General features: G+C 71.1%; 15 protein-coding genes and 2 pseudogenes. 2 read left to right on the forward strand and 15 right to left on the reverse strand.

The features are described 5' to 3' along the window. Positions 1-161 precede the first annotated feature (161 nt). Positions 162-938, forward strand: coding sequence for a Crp/Fnr family transcriptional regulator (locus MFF13_RS20335; protein WP_147828757.1), 777 nt, complete (start codon positions 162-164; stop codon positions 936-938). Further along, positions 935-1171, forward strand: coding sequence for a hypothetical protein (locus MFF13_RS20340; protein ID WP_147828758.1), 237 nt, complete (start codon positions 935-937; stop codon positions 1169-1171). The genes MFF13_RS20335 and MFF13_RS20340 overlap by 4 nt, the downstream gene beginning before the upstream one ends. Before the next feature lie 468 nt (positions 1172-1639). Here the strand turns inward: MFF13_RS20340 and MFF13_RS20345 are convergent, their stop codons facing one another. From MFF13_RS20345 to MFF13_RS20415, 15 genes and pseudogenes are all read right to left on the reverse strand, one after another. After that, positions 1640-3418: a hypothetical protein gene (locus MFF13_RS20345; RefSeq protein ID WP_147828759.1), complete on the reverse strand. Its 1779-nt coding sequence runs from the start codon at positions 3416-3418 to the stop codon at positions 1640-1642. Between the two features lie 4 nt (positions 3419-3422). Further along, positions 3423-4328 (reverse strand): glycoside hydrolase 5 family protein, encoded by a 906-nt coding sequence (locus tag MFF13_RS20350; protein ID WP_238272824.1) that lies wholly within the window; start codon positions 4326-4328, stop codon positions 3423-3425. Positions 4329-4340: 12 nt separating this feature from the next. Continuing rightward, the gene (locus tag MFF13_RS20355; RefSeq protein WP_238272825.1) at positions 4341-5114 is read right to left on the reverse strand and encodes a TIGR04290 family methyltransferase; all 774 of its coding nucleotides are present in this window, start codon (positions 5112-5114) and stop codon (positions 4341-4343) included. 112 nt (positions 5115-5226) lie between these two features. Then, complete coding sequence (locus tag MFF13_RS20360; protein WP_238272826.1) at positions 5227-5820, reverse strand: histidine phosphatase family protein; 594 nt, start codon at positions 5818-5820, stop codon at positions 5227-5229. Then, the gene (locus MFF13_RS20365) at positions 5817-6920 is read right to left on the reverse strand and encodes an inositol-3-phosphate synthase (RefSeq protein WP_238272827.1); all 1104 of its coding nucleotides are present in this window, start codon (positions 6918-6920) and stop codon (positions 5817-5819) included. The genes MFF13_RS20360 and MFF13_RS20365 overlap by 4 nt, the downstream gene beginning before the upstream one ends. Positions 6921-6968: 48 nt before the next feature. Next, positions 6969-7970: a UDP-glucuronic acid decarboxylase family protein gene (locus MFF13_RS20370; protein WP_238272828.1), complete on the reverse strand. Its 1002-nt coding sequence runs from the start codon at positions 7968-7970 to the stop codon at positions 6969-6971. Next, positions 7967-9121: a CgeB family protein gene (locus MFF13_RS20375; protein ID WP_238272829.1), complete on the reverse strand. Its 1155-nt coding sequence runs from the start codon at positions 9119-9121 to the stop codon at positions 7967-7969. The genes MFF13_RS20370 and MFF13_RS20375 overlap by 4 nt, the downstream gene beginning before the upstream one ends. Next, complete coding sequence (locus MFF13_RS20380; RefSeq protein WP_238272830.1) at positions 9121-10230, reverse strand: CgeB family protein; 1110 nt, start codon at positions 10228-10230, stop codon at positions 9121-9123. The genes MFF13_RS20375 and MFF13_RS20380 overlap by 1 nt, the downstream gene beginning before the upstream one ends. Further along, positions 10227-11450 carry a CgeB family protein gene (locus MFF13_RS20385; RefSeq protein ID WP_238272831.1) on the reverse strand — a complete coding sequence of 408 codons (1224 nt, stop codon included), beginning with the start codon at positions 11448-11450 and terminating at the stop codon, positions 10227-10229. Before MFF13_RS20385 ends, MFF13_RS20380 begins: the two co-directional genes overlap by 4 nt. Beyond that, positions 11447-12571 carry a glycosyltransferase family 4 protein gene (locus MFF13_RS20390; RefSeq protein WP_238272832.1) on the reverse strand — a complete coding sequence of 375 codons (1125 nt, stop codon included), beginning with the start codon at positions 12569-12571 and terminating at the stop codon, positions 11447-11449. Before MFF13_RS20390 ends, MFF13_RS20385 begins: the two co-directional genes overlap by 4 nt. Further along, a complete protein-coding gene (locus MFF13_RS20395; protein WP_238272833.1) occupies positions 12562-13875 on the reverse strand; it encodes a TIGR04295 family B12-binding domain-containing radical SAM protein in 1314 nt (437 codons plus the stop codon). Before MFF13_RS20395 ends, MFF13_RS20390 begins: the two co-directional genes overlap by 10 nt. Next, a pseudogene (locus MFF13_RS20400) lies at positions 13872-14941 on the reverse strand (SDR family NAD(P)-dependent oxidoreductase). The gene MFF13_RS20395 and the pseudogene MFF13_RS20400 overlap by 4 nt, the downstream one beginning before the upstream one ends. A 35-nt stretch (positions 14942-14976) precedes the next feature. Beyond that, positions 14977-16095: an NAD-dependent epimerase/dehydratase family protein gene (locus tag MFF13_RS20405; RefSeq protein WP_238272834.1), complete on the reverse strand. Its 1119-nt coding sequence runs from the start codon at positions 16093-16095 to the stop codon at positions 14977-14979. 218 nt (positions 16096-16313) lie between these two features. Continuing rightward, a pseudogene (locus MFF13_RS20410) lies at positions 16314-16862 on the reverse strand (IS630 family transposase); the annotation flags it as partial. Between the two features lie 184 nt (positions 16863-17046). Beyond that, a complete protein-coding gene (locus tag MFF13_RS20415; RefSeq protein ID WP_147752300.1) occupies positions 17047-17346 on the reverse strand; it encodes a hypothetical protein in 300 nt (99 codons plus the stop codon). Positions 17347-17924 lie beyond the last annotated feature (578 nt).

Below are 17924 nucleotides of genomic sequence, written 5' to 3' on the forward strand. Positions count from 1 at the left end.
TGGAACCGGGGGAGGATCAATCAGGCGGTTTTCGATGGAGCACGTCCGGTTGGCGCTCGGCGATCACTATCCTAGATACCAAATCCGATGTGGCTGTTCGCGACGGCCCATCAAGGGTTGTAGCTTCTTCGAGCCTCGCGACAAAGTTTGGGTGAAAGGCAATGCCACAGGCAAGCGACGACCTTTACAAGGCTGCCCCGCCCGGCGACGGCAGAAGTACCAATCCCCTGATCTTGAAGCTGGAAAGCCTTGCCACACTCGCTGACGAAGACCGGGCGGTGCTTGAGCAGATCAGCGCGAACCCTCAGGTCATCGAACCTGGGATCGATTTGATCAGCGTCGGCGACAAGCCGGACGGCGTCTACCTGATCATGGACGGGATAGCCTGCCGATACACCCTGCGGGCCAACGGTGCCCGCCAGATCATGGCCTACCTCATTCCGGGCGACTACTGCGACCTCGACGTGGCCCTGCTTGCCCGGATGGACCACTCGATCGGCACCCTGGCCACCTGCAAGGTCGTGCGGATCGATCTCGCGACCATTCTCGAATTGCTACGGCACCATCCCGGCATCGCTCACGCGCTGCGGCTCGCCACGCTCGTGGACGAGGCGACGTTGCGCGAGTGGGTCGTCAACCTCGGACGGCGGTCCGCCCCGGAGCGCATCGCCCACCTGATGTGTGAGCTTTTGCTTCGCCTGCGCGCGGCAGGACATGCCGCCGATGAGGGCTATCCCCTGCCGATTACGCCAAACGACTTGGCCGACACCACCGGCCTCACGACCGTCCACGTGAACCGAACGCTCGCGGATCTGCAGCGGCAAGGGCTGATCGCGATGTCCGGCGGGTATCTGCGCATTCTCGATCGAGCGCGGCTGGAGGCTCTGGCCGAATTCAGGCCGGAATACCTCCACCTCGGCGGGAGGGTTGCAGCATGAACCTGCGTCTTCAGCCGGTGCAGGTGGCCACCGGCAGCAACGATCAGGAGAGCCGGCTGGTCTTCCACGACGGGTTCCTGGTCGCCATCCTGGTCCAGCTCTCGGACCTTCACGAGACGGACGCGGGCAAATGGTTCCTAGAGGCTGGGTTCGGCCCGGTGGGCGACGCGCACCCACCGTTGTTCAAGGATCTCGACCGTGCGCAGGCCTGGATCGCCGAACAGCTGCCATGATCGCCGGACGCGGCGTGTCATTCGGGCGACCAACCACACGATCAGGCGCACGGCCGTCACCCGCCGCGTCGGCCTCACAGCGGTCGCCGCCTCTCCCATGATAAGCATCGTGCTGACGGGTGTCGCCCGTTCACGCGCCGGCACGATGCCCTTCACGGTCTGTCATGGCAGAGGTCTGGCCTCGGAGAAGTGGTTCTCGATAAGGTGTGGTTTCGAGCCATGCGGCTTACCTCTCGCCCTATGAGAAGTATCGCGCAATGGCAGGTGCCGTGCATGGATCGCGCGGCGAGGCGTCCTTTCCCATGTGCGAGGGTGGAGGGGGGATCGGTGTCTCCTTCTGGGGCGTGTCGTCTCGATCCCCTCTCTGTTTCGAGCGTGCCCGGCTTGAACACCAAACGCACGGATCTCGGGCAAGCCTGGGATCCGTTTGAGAACGAACTGCCGCCTCATCCGAACGTGCGGTTCAATTCAAGAGCGCCCGTTGCCGAGCGCCGCGCGCAAACGCGTCGCGTAGCGCTCCACCGAGCGCGCGTGGCGTGCGGCTTCGTTCGGATCTCCGGTGGCGGCCTGCGCCATGTTGGAGAAGCCGAGCTGGAAGGCGAGGTAGCAGGGGGTCAGCAGCGCCAGGAGGTCGGGGTCGACGCGGGTTCCCGCCCTGTCGGCGAGCGTCGGCAGCAGGGCGTGGGGGTCGAGGGCGAGCTCCACGGCCGCGCCGGCCACGTCCCAGGCGATGTCCTGGCAGCCGACGAGGTCGTGGCCGGCATGGTGGTCGAGGGCGTCGGCCTTCAGGAGCCGCCCGTCCGGGAGTACCAGCCACTCCCAGGCGTGCAGGCGCCCGTCGACCTCGACCGGGCGGACCCGCCGGGCGAGGGATTCGATCTGCGCAGGCGTCCAGGCGTCGAGGGCGCGAGCGATGTCGGGGCCGAGCGCCTCCGCCGTGTTGTGGCGCGCCATCGCGACCAGGTCGGCGAGCGACGCGCCCCGTCCGGCCTCGCGAGCGAAGGCCCGCGCTCGGAACCCGAGATAATCTCCGGCCCGTTCTCCAAGGTCCGGTAAGGCGAGGTGCGGGGCCGGGGCGCCTACGTCGCGCGTCCAGCGGTCGAGGGGCCGCGCCTCCGCCATCCAGCGTTCCACGAGGAAGCCGTGGCGGTAGCCGGCCGGCTCCGGCGTGAAGCCGGCCGCGTGCAGGCTGCGGGCGCGGTCGAGCCTGCGCCGGGCCGCCGGCCCGAGCCCGGCGAACTTGGCGAGCCACGGCCCGCTCGGGGTTCGCGCCAGGACCTTGCGCCGCTCCTGCGCGGTGTTGGCCGGCGGCCAATCGGCCTCGCTCGCGTAATGCCGGCGCCGCCAGGCTCCGCCCGAGAGGTCGTCGAGGGGCCCTACCAGCGGGCCGGTCAGGTCGGCGATCCAGCCGGCGAGCGTCGGCCGGTCGCCCTCGATCAGGTGGTCGGCCGACGGTGCGACGTGACGCGCGAGCCCGTTCCAGCGCGCGCGGTGGCGCGAGCTTGCCCGGTCGCCCGGTGCGCCGGGATGGCTCGGGAACAGCGCGATGCGGGCCTGCGCCACGCCCCAGGATTCGAGCGTGTCGACCACGGCACCGAACGAGCTTCCGGACAGGCCGGGTCCCTCGTCGACGACGGCGTAGGCCGGCGGATCGCCCGCGCGGAGGCGGGCGGTCAGCGGCGCGGAGAGCGCCAGCTCCCGCCGGAACGGGTGCCCGGTCGGCCGGACCGTCACCGGGTCTGCGGCGTCGAGGGCGGCGGCGACCATCGCCCCGAGCGGGGTACCGATGCTGCGGATGCCGACGACCCGCGTCGCCGCCGTCAGGCCGGAGGCGACGGCCGCCATCGCGTAGCCCTCGGGGTAGAGCGCGTAATGGGCGAACCCCTCCGCCCAGCGCGTGGCGATGCGGCCGGGCAGCGTCACGCCCGCGAATTCGCGCAGGATGTCCGGTCCAGGCATCTCGCCGTCGAGGCCGCCCCGCCACGAGGCCCAGGTGGCCCGGGCGAGCCGCATCAGCACGACCGTGGCGGCATCCGTAGCCGGCGAGGGCGCATCGGCGCAGAAACCCTCGAACGCCGCGTCGGCGATCCCCTGCGCCAACTCGCCGGCCTCGATCAGGGCCGCCGTCAGGGTGCCGTGGCGGAGGATCCCAGGCGCCGCGTCGGCGCCTTCGCGGAGCAGGGCGTCGAGCCCGGCGATCCGCGCCCGCGGGTCCCCGGTCCAGGTGGTCTCGCCGTAGACGAGCACCGGATCAGGCCGGCCCGGCGCCTCCAGGCGCGTAGCGGCGCACCATCGCCGCGCAGAAGTCGGCGTATTCGCGGAAATCGACGGGTGCGCTCGAGTGGTGGGGCGCGATGCCCCGGTGCTCGGGCGTGAAGCAGAACGTCACGGTCACCTGGAAGTCGACGAGCGCCTCCATCTGCCGGTCGAACCAAGCCAGCGCATCGGGGCGGAAGCTGTCGGCCCAGGACAGGCCGGTGCGCAAATGGGTGACGCCGAGGCGCTTCATCCAGTCCACCGCCGCGTCGAGCCGGTGGTCCTGGTAGTGGAACCACTGGCACAGGCCGAGCGCCGGGGTGTGCTTGGCGAATTCCTCCATCGCCAGCTTCGGGGTGCCGTCTTGGCGCAGCAGGCCCATGTGGAAGTGGCGGTAATACGAGGAGCCCTCCGCCTCGCGGTGGCGTGTGGTGGCCTCCCATTCGCGCGGCAGGTCGTAGAGGCTGTACCAGTGGATGCGCGGGGCGCGGCCGACGAGTAGCTCGGCCGTGCGGGCAAGGCCCCAGAGCTGCACCTCCTCGGCGCCGAAGGTCGAGACGCCGACTTCGGAAACCCAAACCGGCAGGTCGGTGACGGCGCGGATCTCGGCGATCTTCTCCGGCCATTCGTGGATCTGCCAGAGGTTCCAATCGAGGGGGAACCCGTGCACCGCCACGGCATCCACCGCGTCGAGGACGCCGGCCGCCGCCATGCGGCCGATGAAGAGCGGGTCGATCGGCGAGATGCCGCCGAGCACCCGCGTCAGGGTCGGGTTCTCGGCGCGGATCGCGAGCCCGGCGGCGCGCGCCATCTCGCCGAAGCGCACCCATTCCGGGTCGACCTCCGGGTCCCAGTGCGACTTGTTGTTGGGCTCGTTCCAGAGCATCACCGCTTCGATCACGGGGCGTCGTCCTTACGGTGTCAGCGGTCGGGCGGGATGGATCGCGCCCGCCCCTTCGGGCTGCGGCGCGCGGCGGCAGACGTAGACCTCCGCTTCCGGATGGCTCTCGATGCGGAAGCCGCTGGCGCGCAACATCGCCTCGGTGCAGGCGCGGTTGGGTACCCACCAGTTCGTGTGGTCGCCCGAGTAGGCGTTCTCGACGAAGTGCAGCTTCGGGTAACCGGGCGCGTCGAAGTGGTCCATGTCCCAGAAATCGTAATCTTGCGCCACGGGAGCCACCGCCTCCGAGCCGCGCTGCATCGATTGGAACACGAACAGGTCGTCGGCCACATGCTCGCGGATCAGGTCGAGGGCGAGCAGGGGGTGGCGCAGGTGGTAGAGCACACCCATGAACAGCACCACGTCGAACCGCTCGGCCAAGGCGCCGACGTCGTAGACGGAGAGCTGACGGAACTCGATCTCCTGGCCACAGCGCCCGGCCGCGAAGCGCGCCTGCATGAGATAGCGCTCGTCGGTGTCGACCGCGAGCACGCGTGCGGCTCCGCGCCGCTTCATCTCGATGGCGTAGAAGCCGCCGTTGCAGCCGACGTCAAGGACGGTCCGCCCGGAGAGGTCGTCGGGGATCGCGTTGGCGAAGCTGCGCCACTTCACCCGCGGATAGTCGCCGAGGAAGTGGTTCGGCGCGGTCGGCACCCCGTCGATGTCGATGTTGTGGAACCAGTCCCCGAGGGCGTCGATCTGCCGGCGCAGCTCGGAGGCGGGATCGGTCGTGTCGGACGGGTTCATGGCTCGGCCCCTGTTCGCGATGGAAGCGCCGTCCGCTTCTGGATCCCTACGCAGCGACGAGAGGGAACGGCGCGCCGCGGCGCCTGCCCGCACGCGATGACCGGCGCCCGCATCAGGCGTCCACGCAGCGGTTGAGCCCGACGAGGCGGCCGCCGCCGGGCCAGAGGTCGAGGCTGCTGATCGAGGCCGGGGCAACGGTAAGGCGGTCGTAGGCGTCGGTGGAGAGGCCGAGGATAGCGAGCAGCACGGCGCGGATCACGTCGCCGTGGCTCACCGCGACGCACGCCTTCGGCTGCCGAGCTAGGAGTGCGAGCGCCCGCGCGCCGGCCTCCGCCATGCTCTCGCAGGAGCCCTGTCCCTTTGGCGGACGGGCGGATGCGCGCGCCGTGTTCCAGGCGGTCCAGTCCGGGTCGCCGTCGAGGTCGGCGAAGCTCCGCCCGGTCCAGTCGCCGAAATCGATCTCGTCGAGCTCCGGGGCGATCGTCACCGCCAAGCCGAGGCGATCGGCGATCGGTCGGGCCGTGTCTAGCGCGCGATCGCGCGGGCTCGACAGCACGGTGGTGGCGCCCGAGCCCGCGAGCGCGTCGGCGAGAGCCGCGGCTTCCGCGTGCCCGGCCGGCCCGAGCCGAACGCCTGGCATGCGGCCGCACAGGATCGTGCCGACGCGGTCGTGCGTGGCGTGGCGCACGAGATGGATCCGGCTCATGCCGGCTCCGCCTCGTCCGGATCGGGCTCCCCGGCGATAAAGGCCTGCGTGCGCGCCCGCGCCTCCGCGTCGGTGAACTGGCGCGGCGGCGCCTTCATGAAGTAGCTCGACGGGCCGACCAGCGCCCCGCCGATCCCGCGGTCGAGGGCGAGGCGGGCGCAGCGCACCGCGTCGATGACGATGCCGGCCGAGTTCGGCGAATCCCAGACCTCCAGCTTCAACTCGATGTTGAGCGGCACGCCGCCGAAACCGGTGCCTTCCAGGCGGATCTGCGCCCACTTGCGATCGGTGAGCCAGGGCACGTGGTCGCTCGGGCCGACATGGATGTCGTCGTCGGCGAGCGGCACGTCGAGCTGGCTCGTCACGGCGCGCGTCTTGGAGAGCTTCTTCGATTCCAGGCGCTCGCGCTCGAGCATGTTCTTGAAGTCGGCGTTGCCACCGAAGTTGAGCTGGTAGGTCCGGTCGAGGCGCACCCCGCGCTCGCGCATCAGGTTGGCCAGCATGCGGTGCACGATGGTGGCGCCGATCTGGCTCTTGATGTCGTCGCCGACGAGCGGCAACCTGCGGGCCGCGAACCGCGCGCGCCAACCCCGGTCTGAGGCGATGAAGACCGGGATGCAGTTGACGAAGGCGCAGCCGGCGTCGAGGGCGCATTGCGCGTAGAACTCGGTCGCCTTCTGCGAGCCGACCGGCAGGTAGGAGACGAGTATCTGCGTGCCCGTCCGCTCCAGCTCGGCCGTGACGTCGGCGGCCGGCGCCTCGGACTCGACGACGCTGTCGCGCAGGTAGCGGCCGAGGCCGTCGAGGGTCGGGCCTCGCCGTACGGTGACGCCGGACGGCGGCACCGCGGCGAAGACCTGCGTGTTGTTCGGCGCCGCCAGGATCGCCTCCGACAGGTCGCGCCCGACCTTGGCGGCGCTGATGTCGAAGGCGGAGGCCACCGCCACATCCCGGACGTGGTAGCCGCCGAGGCGGACGTTCATCAGCCCCGGCACCGCCTCATCCGCCTCGGCGTCGCGGTAGTGGTGCAGGCCCTGCACGAAGGCGGAGGCGCAGTTGCCGACGCCGACGAGGCCGACGCGGATCTCTGAGCGCGTCATCACGACCGTCCTGCGATCGGCGCCCGTCGGGCCGCCGAGGGTGCGCGATCAGCTGACAAGGGCATGCACCTCCGCAATGCCCGTCGCACGTGCACCCGGTGAGACCTCGCGGGCGAACCATGCGGTGGTGGCCTCCAGCCCGGCCTGCAGATCCACCGTCGGCGCCCAGCCCAGCAACGCCGTCGCCCGGCCGATGTCGGGCTTGCGCCGCCGCGGGTCGTCCACCGGCAGCGGTCGCCGGACCACGCGGGACGGCGTGCCGGTGAGGCGCACCACGCGCTCGACGAGGTCGCCGATGCTCAGCTCGTTCGGGTTGCCGAGGTTGACCGGGCCGTGGACGTCCTCGCAGGCCATCAGGCGCATCAAGCCGTCCACGAGGTCGCTGGCGTAGCAGAACGAGCGCGTCTGGCACCCGTCGCCGTAGACGGTGATGTCGTCGCCGGCGAGCGCCTGGCAAATCACGTTGGAGACCACGCGCCCGTCGTCGGCACGCATGCGCGGGCCGTAGGTGTTGAAGATGCGCGCGACGCGGACCTGGAGGCCGTGCATCCGCTCGAAGTCGAACACCAGCGCCTCCGCCGCGCGCTTGCCCTCGTCGTAGCAGGCGCGCGGTCCCGTCGGGTTGACGTTGCCCCAGTAGGTTTCACGCTGTGGATGCACGTCGGGGTCGCCGTAGACCTCGCTGGTCGAGGCCTGGAGGAAGCGTGCGCCGTCGTCGCGGGCGCGCTCCAGCAGGCGGTGGGTGCCGGCCACGCTGGTCAGCATCGTGTGGACCGGATCGGCCTGGTAATGCGGCGGCGAGGCCGGGCAGGCCAGGTTGAAGATGCGGTCGAAGCGGTCGAGCTTAGGGAGCGACGCGACGATGTCGGCCTCGACGAGATCGAAGCGCGGCTCGCGGCGGAGGTGGGCGAGGTTGGCCTCGCGCCCCGTCAGCATGTTGTCGAGGACCGTGACGCGCGCGCCCGTCGCGAGCAGAGCGTCGACGAGATGCGATCCGATGAAGCCCGCACCACCGGCGACCAGGATGCGCAGACTGTTCTCACGCGTCATCGTCTTGTCCCTGACAGATCGAGCACAGTATCTCCCCCTTTGTCGCCAAGCAGAGAGCCGGCATCATTGTTCCTGGCGTCAGCGGCCCTGTGCCGCCCGGCCGCCGCGAGCAGGTGCGCCTCGAGCTCGGCGGCGCGGTGGGCGGCGGTATGGGCGGCCAGCACCCGCGTCCGGGCGGCGGCCGCGATGCGGAGCCGGTCGGCGTCCGGCATTCCTTCCAACGTGGCGAGCACGTCGTCGGCGCTGTCGGCGGGCAGGATTTCGGTGCCCGGAGCGAGCACCGTGTCGAGGCCCTCCCAGCGGTCGGTGAGGATCGGCGTGCCGCAGGCGGCGGCCTCGAACAGCCGAACGCTCGGGCTGTAGCCGGCACGGATCATGTCGGCGCGGGTGACGTTCAGGGTGTAGCGGCTGCCGGCGTAGAAGGCGGGGTGCTCGGCCGGCGGCACGTGCTCGATCCGCGCGACGTTGTCGGGCCAGTCGATCGCTGACGGGTATTGCGGGCCGGCCACCGCGAAGCGCAGGTGCGGTGCGCGCCGCGCCGGCTCGATCAGCAGGCGCTCCAGCGTCGGCTGCCGGTCGGGGCTGTAGGTGCCGAGATAGGAGAGGTCGAAACGCGTCTCGCGCGCGAGCGCCGGGTAGGCCTGCGGGTCGACCGAGCAGTAGAGCGCGCGCGCGGCCGGCGCGCCGTAGCGCGACTCCAGGAGCGCGAGGGTCGGGCCGCCGGTGAAGGACAGGTACAGGTCGTAGGCGCGGATCAAGTCCGGGGCGACGTATTCGTGGTCTCCGGCGGCGAGCTTGGCCAGCGTCACCGGCGTGTCGATGTCGTAGAAGGCGCGCACGCCCCGCGCCCAGGCGCAGACGCGCCCGCCCACTGCGACGCCCTCGGGAACGTAGGAGCCGACGACGACGGCGTCCGCCGCCGCGAGGTCCGGGCGGAAGCGGTCGAGACCCGAGAGGTCGCGGTAGAACGCCAGGTCGCAGAAATCCGGCTCGGCGAGGTCGCGGTGCTCGGCGTACCAGGGCACGTCGCGCTCCAGGAACAGGACCTGGTGGCCGCGGGCGGCGAAGGCCCGGAGCAGGGCGCGGTAGGTGGTGGCATGCCCGTTGCCCCAGGACGAGGACAGGCTGAGGCCGAGGACCGCGAGCCGCACTAGGCGGCGCCCCGGCCGCGCTTGCCGCCTGAGCGCTTCTCCTCCGCGACCCGGCGGAGGATCGCGTCCACCTGCGCGCCGCGGTGGGCGTAGCTGTGCTCGGCGGTGATCCGCGCGCGCGCGGCTGCGCCGACCGCGCGCGCGCGCTCCGGCGTCAGCGCGGCGAGGTGCTCGGCCACGTCCCGCCCGTCGCGGGCGACCAGCACCTCCGTTCCCTCGGCCAGGAACAGGTCGAGGCCGGTCCAGGCGTCGGTGATTAGGCACGCGTCGGCGCCGGCGGCCTCGAACACACGGGTCGCCGGCGAATAGCCGACCGCCGCCATGCTGTCGCGGGCGATGTTCAGGACGGCCAGTGGCGTCGTGTTGAAGGCGTTGTGCTCGCGCGTGTAGACATGGCCGAGGTGGCGCACGTTGGCCGGCATCGCCTTGTCGGCCCAGCCGCTGCCGCCGATCAGGAAGGCGCGCTGGGGCAGCCGCGCGGCGGCGTCGAGGAAGAACGTCTCCACCCGCGCCTCGCGGTCGGGCAGGCGGTTGCCGAGGAAAGCGAGGTCGCCGGCGAAGCGCGGCTCGGCCGGCACCGGGTGGTGCGTCGTCGGGTCGAGGGCGTTGTAGACCGGGATGCAGGCGGCTGCGCTGAAGCCCTCATAGGCGGCGATCACCGGCGGCCCGCCGCCGTAGGTGAGGACGAGGTCGAGCTCGGGCATCGCCCGGTGCAGGGGGTGGTCCGGCGCGGCCGCGAGCTCGGCCAGAGTGGCCGGCGCGTCGACGTCCCAGAAGATGCGGATCGCTTCCGGGCGCGAGGCGGCGACGACGCCGGCCAGCAGTTCGTCGTCGAACACGCCGACGCCGCTCGCCTTCACCACCACGTCGGCCGAGGCGGCCTCGGCCGCGACGGCGCGCATCGCCTCGGGCGTCGCCGGATACACCCGAACGGCGGCCCAGTCGGGCGGGTCGATGTCGCGATGCGCCTGGCGGTCGTAGGCGTCGGGCTCGTAGAAGGTGATCGCGTATCCGCGGGCGGCGAGGTCGCGCAGCAGGCCGCGGTAATAGGTGGCGGCCCCGTTCCAGTACGAGGACAGCAGGCTCGATCCGTAGAAGGCGATCTTCAAGCGGCGTGCTCCGGAGTGCCAGGACTGTCGACGGCGTCGGGACCGTAGCCTGCGACGGGGACTTCGTGTGCGCCGTAGATCTCGAACGCGGCTGGCGCTTCGTGTGCGTCTCGGTCTTCGTGTGCGTCGCCGCCGAGCCAGGCGGCGATCGCCAGAAGCTCGTCGGCGCGGTGGCGGCAGGTGTGGCGCGCCTCGATCGTGGCGCGGCCGCTGGCGGCGAGGCTGCGGCGAAGCTCCGGCTCGTTGGCGAGGGCGCGCAGGTGGGCCTCCATCGCCGGCTCGTCGGCGGCCACGAGGTAGTCCTCGCCCGGGGAGAACAGGCCCTCGGCGTCGTCCCAGGGCGCGCTGACGAGGGGGATGCCGCAGGCCAGGGCCTCGAACACCCGGATCGTCGGGATGCCGGGCAGCCGCTCGACGTAGAAGCGCCGGGGCACGTGCACGGTGGCGAGGTAGCGCGCGAACAGGTCCGGCGCCTCGGCGTTCGGGGCCCAGCCATGATAGCGCACGCCGTAGCGGGCCAGCGTCTCGCGCGCCGCATCGGGATAGCGCACGCCGTAGACGTCGAGGGGCAGCCCGACGCTGTCGGCCGGGCGGAACAGGTAGCGTTCGAGCTCGGCGCTGCGCTCGTCGTCGCCCCAATTGCCGATCCAGACCAAGCCGGCGCGGCGCGGCTCGTAGGCCTCCGGCGGCGGCCGGAACAGGCGCGTGTCGGCGGCCTCGTGCCAGACGAAGGTCCGCTCGCCCCAGCCCCCATCGCGATAGATCGCCGCCAGCGTCTCGCCGAAGGCGAGCACGCCGTCGTAGCCGGACAGGTCGTAGCGACGCATCGCCTCAGGGTCGCTCACGGCGCGGTGATGCGGGTCGTGGAACAGCAGGGTGTAGGGCGCGCCGTGCTTGCGTGCGGTGCCCAGCGCGGCGACGAGGGCCGGATCGTTCCACTCGTGCACCACGACGAGGTCGGCGTCGGCGACCGCGTCCACCACCGGCTCGATCGCGCCGTAGGAGGTGCCGTCGAGTTCCGGGTAGGCCCCGTGGAAGGCCGAGAGCCCGACCGCGCCGTGGTCGCGCAGCAGGTTCTGCAGGCTCCAGGCGCCGTCGGGCTCGTAGGCCATCACCGCGTGCCCGCGCCGGGTCAGCTCACGCAGGACGCCGCGCAGGAAGTGCGCGTTGCCGTGGTTCCAGCACGAGACCAGGGAATGGGTGAAGTAAGCGATCCTCATGCGGCGGCCCCTTTGCGGGCGGGGATGCGCCGGCGTCCTTCGAGCACCGCGTCGAAGACGCGGCGGGTGCCCGCGACCATCGCCGCCACGCCGTAGCGCCCGGCCCGGAGCCGTGCCGCCGCGCCGAGCGCGGCCCGACGCGGCCGGTCGGCGGCAAGGGTATCGAGGGTCCGGGCGAGGCTTTCCGAGTCGTCCGGGTCGACGAAGGCCGCGGCCCCGTCCCACAGCTCGCGGAAGGTCGGGATGTCGGAGAGCACCAGGGCGCAGCCAGCCTGCGCCGCCTCCAGCACCGCGAGGCCGAACGGCTCGTAGCGCGCCGTCGACACGAAGATCGGCCGCCGGGCGAATTGCGCCGCCAGCGCCGCCGCGTCGAGGGTTCCGAGGCGGTCGAGGTGGGGCAGCGCCACCCGGTCGCCGTTCGGCCCCTCCGTCGGGCCCGCAGCGCGGATCGGCAGCCGGGCCAGCGCTGCGGCGGCGTCGAGCGCAGCCGCGTTCTTCGCCCGGTCCCACAGTCGCCCGGCGGTGAGCGCGAACGGCGCGGGCTCGCGGTCGAAGGGTGCGGCACCCGCCGGCCGGCGACCGTTGTGGACCACCTCCGGCGCCCTGGTCAGGCCGTAGGCGCGGGCGGTGGCGGCGGCGAAGGCATGGCTCGGGGCGATCAGCGCGTCGGCCTGCCGACAGCTGTCGGCGACGAGGTCGGCGCGCCAGACGAGGTCGGCGGGCAGCGGCCCGGATTCGACCGACGCCCACCAGGTCGCGACGCAGGAATGGCAGACTGCGACGACCGGCCCGTCGATGGCGCCGGCGAAGGCAGGGCTGTGCAGGTGGACGAGGTCGGCCTTCGTCTCACGCGCGATGCCGTCCAGCGCCTGCCCGGCGAGGCGCAAGGCCTCCGGCGACGGCGCCGTCCAGTCGAGGGGCAGCCCGGTGACGCGGAGGCGGCAGCCGGCGGCCTCGGCTTGCGCCTTTTGCGCGTCGGACGGCGCCGGGCCGAGCACGGCGAGGGTCACGCCCACGCCATCCGCCGCCAGGCCTTCGGTGAGGTCGAGGGCGTAGGTCCAGACGCCGCCGACTGCGTCGGCCGTCATCAGGACGTGCAGGCCCGGCGCGCTCACCCGCATCCGCACCCCGCCTCAAGCTCGGCGAGCGGCAGCGGGCGCTCAGCCTGGATGTCGCTGAAGCCCTCGAACTGCCCGAGGTAGTGGGCGTGCGCCCGCTCCCAGGCCTGGTCGTCGGGTTCGCCCCACAGGGTGCGGTAGTCGGGTGAGCTCGGGTAAGGATAGAGCGGCACCGGGTCGTTCGCCCAGACGCCGTGGGCACGCAGGCGCTCGCGCCACGCGGCGACGAGGGCGGGGTCGTCGCCCGCCACCTTGATCAGGTTGGCCTGCACGAACGGCACCGTCCGCCGCGCATGAATCAGCCGGTCGGCGAGCTCGTCCGTGGTGGCGCGGCACTTCTTGTCCAGCGCCGCGCGGCCCGCCTCGGTCAGGCTCTCGACGCCGGCCTCGATCGAGACGCAGCCCGCCGCCCCGAGCAGGTCGAGCATCTCGGGCTTCCACAGGTCGATGCGGGTCTGGATGCCGAAGCGGACGTCTCGGGTGGCCAGGGCCTCGAGCAGGGGCTTCTGCGGCAGGAAGATCTCGTCGATGAAGTAGAGGTAGGTCACCCCTTGCGCGATCAGGCCGTCGATCTCGGCCAGCACCGGGGCGAGGTCGCGCCGCCGGTAGGCGTCGCGAAAATGGATCTTCGCGCAGAAGCTGCAGGTGTAAGGGCAGCCGCGCGAGGCCTCGACCTCGGCGCCAGGGCCGTCCGGCGACCGGTCGAAGCGGTGATGATGGTGATGGTGGCGCGCGACCCACGCTTCCGGCCAGCGCAAGGCCGGCAGGTCGACGAAGCGGCCGGCATGCGGGCCGCCGGTCACGACGACCTCGCCTTGCACGCGGTCGGCCGTGTCTTGCGCCCGGTAGGCGATGCTCGGCACGGCGGCGAGGGCGTCGGCTTGCGCCAGGGCCAGCACGATCTCCTCGCACTCGCCGCGCACCACGACGTCGCAGCCGAGCTTCTCCAGCGTCGGGCGCGGGGTGGCCGAGCCGTGCGGTCCGACGGCGACGGTGCGCCCACCGCGGCCGGCCAACGCGTCGAGGAAGGCGCGCGGCACCCGCAACTCGGGCGGGGCGCAGCGCCAGAACAGGTAGGTCGGCGCGGTCGCGACCACCGTCATGTCGGGCGCGAAGGCCGCGACCGCGTCGGCGCAGTCCGCGTTGGTCGATCCGCACAGGTGCGCGTCGAGGAGCAGCACCGCGTGCCCGGCCTCCTCCAAAAGCGCCCGTGCGTAGCCCAGCTCAAGCGGCAGGTGCGGCTCGCGGCAGCCGAAATAGATGCTGTTGCCGTAGTCCCAGGCCGGGTTGACGAGCGCGACCCTCATTCGGCCGCCCCCCGCATGGCGGCGGAGGTGCCGCGGTCGAGGCCGCGGGCCTCGATCAGCCAGTCGGCGAGGTCGGCCACGCCCTCGCGCCACGGACGCTGCGGCGCGAGGCCGAGGGCGGCCGAGACCCGGCGCGTGTCCGAGACGTAGTAGCGCTGGTCGCCGGCGCGCCAGTCGGCGAAGCGCAAATCGACCGGCCGGCCAGCGTCTCGATATGCGCCACCACCTGGCGCAGGCTCACGGCGTTGGCCGGACCGCCGCCGAGATTGAACGCCCGGCCGGCGACCCGGTCGATCCCGGCCCAGGCCGCGCGGTAGGCCTCCACCGCGTCGGCGACGTGGAGGATGTCGCGGACCTGGCGCCCGTCGCCGTAGATGCTGATCGGGCGCTGCTCCAGCGCGCTGATCAGGAAGTGCGCGACCCAGCCCTGGTCCTCCGTGCCCATCTGGCGCGGACCGTAGATGCAGCTCATCCGCATCACCACCGCTGGGATGCCGAAGCTGCGGGCGTAGTCGAGCACGTACTGGTCGGCGCCGCCCTTCGAGCAGCCGTAGGGCGTGTGGAAGTCGAGGCGCCGGTCCTCCCCGATGCCCCAGCGCCGGACGTCCGGGTCGCTCGGCAGGTAGGCGTCGCCGGAGGGCGCGAGGTCGACGTCGTACAGGTCGCCGTAGACCTTGTTGGTCGAGGCGAAGACCAGCGGCACCCGGCCGCCGCGTCGGCGCAGGGCCTCGAGCAGGTTCAGGGTGCCGCCGAGGTTGACCGCGAAGTCGGTCAGCGGCGCGGTCAGACTCGTCGTCACCGCGACCTGCGCGGCGAGGTGGAAGACCGCATCGACGTCCGCCACACATGCACCGAGCCGGTCCGCGTCGCGGATGTCGGCGACGACCGCGTCGATCCGGTCGGGATGGCTCGCCTGCAGCCAGGCGAGGTTCGCGGCGACCCCGGGGCGGCTGAGGGCGTCGTAGACGACGACGCGGTGCCCGGCCCGCGCGAGCCGGTCGGCGAGGTTCGCGCCGATGAAGCCGGCCCCGCCGGTGATCAGGACGGTGCGCGGCGCCTGCACCATCGCGGAGTCTCGCGCCGCTTCGGGCTCTTGCGCCGTCACGCAACCAGGCCCCGGGCTTCGAGCTCGCCGCGTGCCTCGTTCCCGCGGTCGATCGCCTCGCGGTCCGCGACCCAGGCCGCGAGCTCCGCCACGCCCGCCGCGAAGTCGCGCCGCGGCTGGTAGCCGAGCTCCGCCCGGATCTTGCCGATGTCGGCGATGCAGTGGCGGATGTCCCCGGTGCGCGCCTTGCCCGCGACCTCGGGTTCCAGCCCCGGCCGGCCCATGGCGCGGGCGAGGATCTGCGCCACCTCCCGCACCGAGCGGTCCTCGCCGCTGCCGACGTTGTAGACCTGGCCCGCCGCCGCCGGGTGCTCCAGCGCCAGAACGAAGGCCTCCGCGACGTCCTCCACGTGGACGAAGTCGCGGCGCTGCTCGCCGTCCTCGAAGATCATCGGCGGCTGCCCGTTGTGGAGCCGCGAGGCGAAGATCGCCAGCACGCCGGTATAGGGGTTCGAGAGGGCTTGGCCGGGCCCGTAGGCGTTCCACAGCCGCAGGGCCACGCCTTCCATGCCGTAGACCGGGCTCAGGGTCAGGGTCAGGCGCTCCTGCACGTACTTGGTGAGGGCGTAGACCGAGGCGAGGGTCGGCGCCTTCCATTCCGGGGTCGGCACCGGCACCAGCGGCCGGCCGCCTGCATCCAGCGGGTCCCACGGGTCTCCGGGCTTGCGCGCCCGGCGCACGGCGTCCTGGACGATGGTGCCGTCGTCGGCCCGATAGAGGCCCTCGCCGTAGATGCTCATCGAGGAGGCGACGACGACGCGCCGCACCGGACGCTCGATCAGCGCCTGGAACAGTGCGGCCGTACCGCAATCGTTGACCGAGACGTAGCGCTCGACCGCGTACATGCTCTGCCCGACGCCGACCTCGGCGGCGAGGTGCACGACGGAGTCGATGCCCCGCAGCGCCTGGGCCACCAGCGCGCCGTCGCGCACGTCGCCGGCCACGAACTCGGCCTCCGGGCTGAGTGCGGCCGGACGCGTCTGCCCCTGGCTTCCGTGCACCTGCTCGATCAGGCTGTCGAGGACGCGGACCTGGTGTCCGCGCTTGAGCAACGCGGCCGTCAGGTGCGTGCCGATGAAGCCGGCGCCCCCCGTGATCAGAACCCGCTCGCTCAAGATGCAGACCTCGCCAAGATGCAGACCTCGCTTCGATGAGCGGACGCCCCGGTCCCACCGCGGCGAGGATCGGGCGCCTCTGCCGGACGGCGTCCGGCGGGCTCGGCGAGGAACATGGCACACGGCGCGGTTGTGCCGCTCTAACCTATGACAGGTCCGATGACGGCGCGTCCGCCCGCTTCGTCAGCCGCTCGTGCGCGGGCGAGAGCCGTTGCCGATCATGTTGGGTCGACGGCATCGTCACCGGTGGCGGCAATGTCGTTTCGGCATTCATACCGGCGGAAGACTTTGAAAGCGTTTTGGATTGCGGCCCAGAGGTCTGGGACGGTGCGCGCCGCCGCCGTTCGCAGGAGCGCCTTCAGGTTGGCGAAGGCTTTCTCGATCGGGTTGAAGTCCGGGCTGTCGGGCGGGAGATAGAGGAGGTGGGCACCCGCCGCCTCGATTGTCTCCCTCACCCCGGCCACCTTGTGGACGCTCAAGTCATTGCAGATGACAGGATCGCCACGCTTCAGTATCGGGATTAGCATGTCAGAAACGTAAGCCAGGAAGCGCTCGCCGGTCGTCGCACCATTGAACAGGGTGGTGGCGACGAGGCCGCTCGTGCGAAGGGCAGCGGTGACGGTGGTGGTCTAGTCGTGCCCGTACGGCATGCAGATCCGGCAGCGCTCGCCCTGTCCGGATCGATCGTAGGGCCGCACCATGGTCATCGCGGCAGCGGTCTCGTCGATGAAGACGAGGCTGTCCGGGTCGAGATCGCGCTCTCCTTTGATAGCGCGCCATCGAACCAGATCGCTGCCCCCACCGCTACCCCCGGAACCAATCCGAACGGGAACGCCTCCAGGGGCGCGGGGTAGCTTCCCGAATCCTTCGTCCGGATCGGAATGAAAGTGGATCGCCATAAAAGGCAGTCCCGCAGCCCGAACCAATTACGGGCTGGCGGGACCGTCGTCCTTACTTACCGCTGGGAGCAGCGCCGCTTCCGGTCACACCGTTGCCACCCGTGCTTCCAGCCGGCGCTCCGGTGGCGGCAGTGGAAGCGCCACCGCTGGCGCCAGGTGCTGCCATGCGATCGGCACCCATCGCGGCTCCAGTCGCCGAACCTGTCGAGCCCTTTTCGGAATTGCTCTTCACACTGCCGGGGTTGTTCATATTGCCCTCGGTGCTTCCGCTCCCAGCAGCAGTCTGAGCCAATGCGGCACCCGAGAGCGACAGAACGAGCGAGGCTGCGATAGCGAATGTCTTGGTGCGCATATTGCGTTTCTCCGATCCTGGTAATCGGAGTTCAAACGCGGTTGATGCTGTCCGTGTTCAACACGGATCAAAAATAAAAAAGCCATTTCTTGCTGGCATTGCATTTCTTGCTGGCATTGCATTTCTTGCTGGCATTGCATTTCTTGCTGGCATTGATTGGGTTGCGATCGACGAAAACTTATCACCGACACCACGCAGCCGCTCCACACCAGCGCATGGGTGCGGGCTGTATCGAGCCGGTCGTGATCGGATCTCCGTCCGTCGTCCGCCTTGCTACCTGATCCGGCGGTCGATTGGCTTGCATCAGCATGACCGCTGCGAAACCGCAGAGGGTCAACGCCGCCATCCAGAGAAGGGCTCGTGTAGCTCGCTTGGTACGCTTCGACATGCGTCCAAGGGTGTCGGCTTGCAGTTAGCAGGCACTTAATGGAACGCTACCAAAAAAGCAGGCCCGCCCCCGATCTGATCGCGGGATGACGGGTGCTTCGTTCATCTCTCCAGAGAACCGGCCCCGAGCCCGGTTCGAAAGCACGGTGCTCTTGATCTGTCACCGGCAGGTCAACGGTGTCGCGACTGGA

The sequence above is a fragment of the Methylobacterium cerastii genome (assembly GCF_022179125.1).
In the GTDB taxonomy this organism is placed as follows: domain Bacteria; phylum Pseudomonadota; class Alphaproteobacteria; order Rhizobiales; family Beijerinckiaceae; genus Methylobacterium; species Methylobacterium cerastii.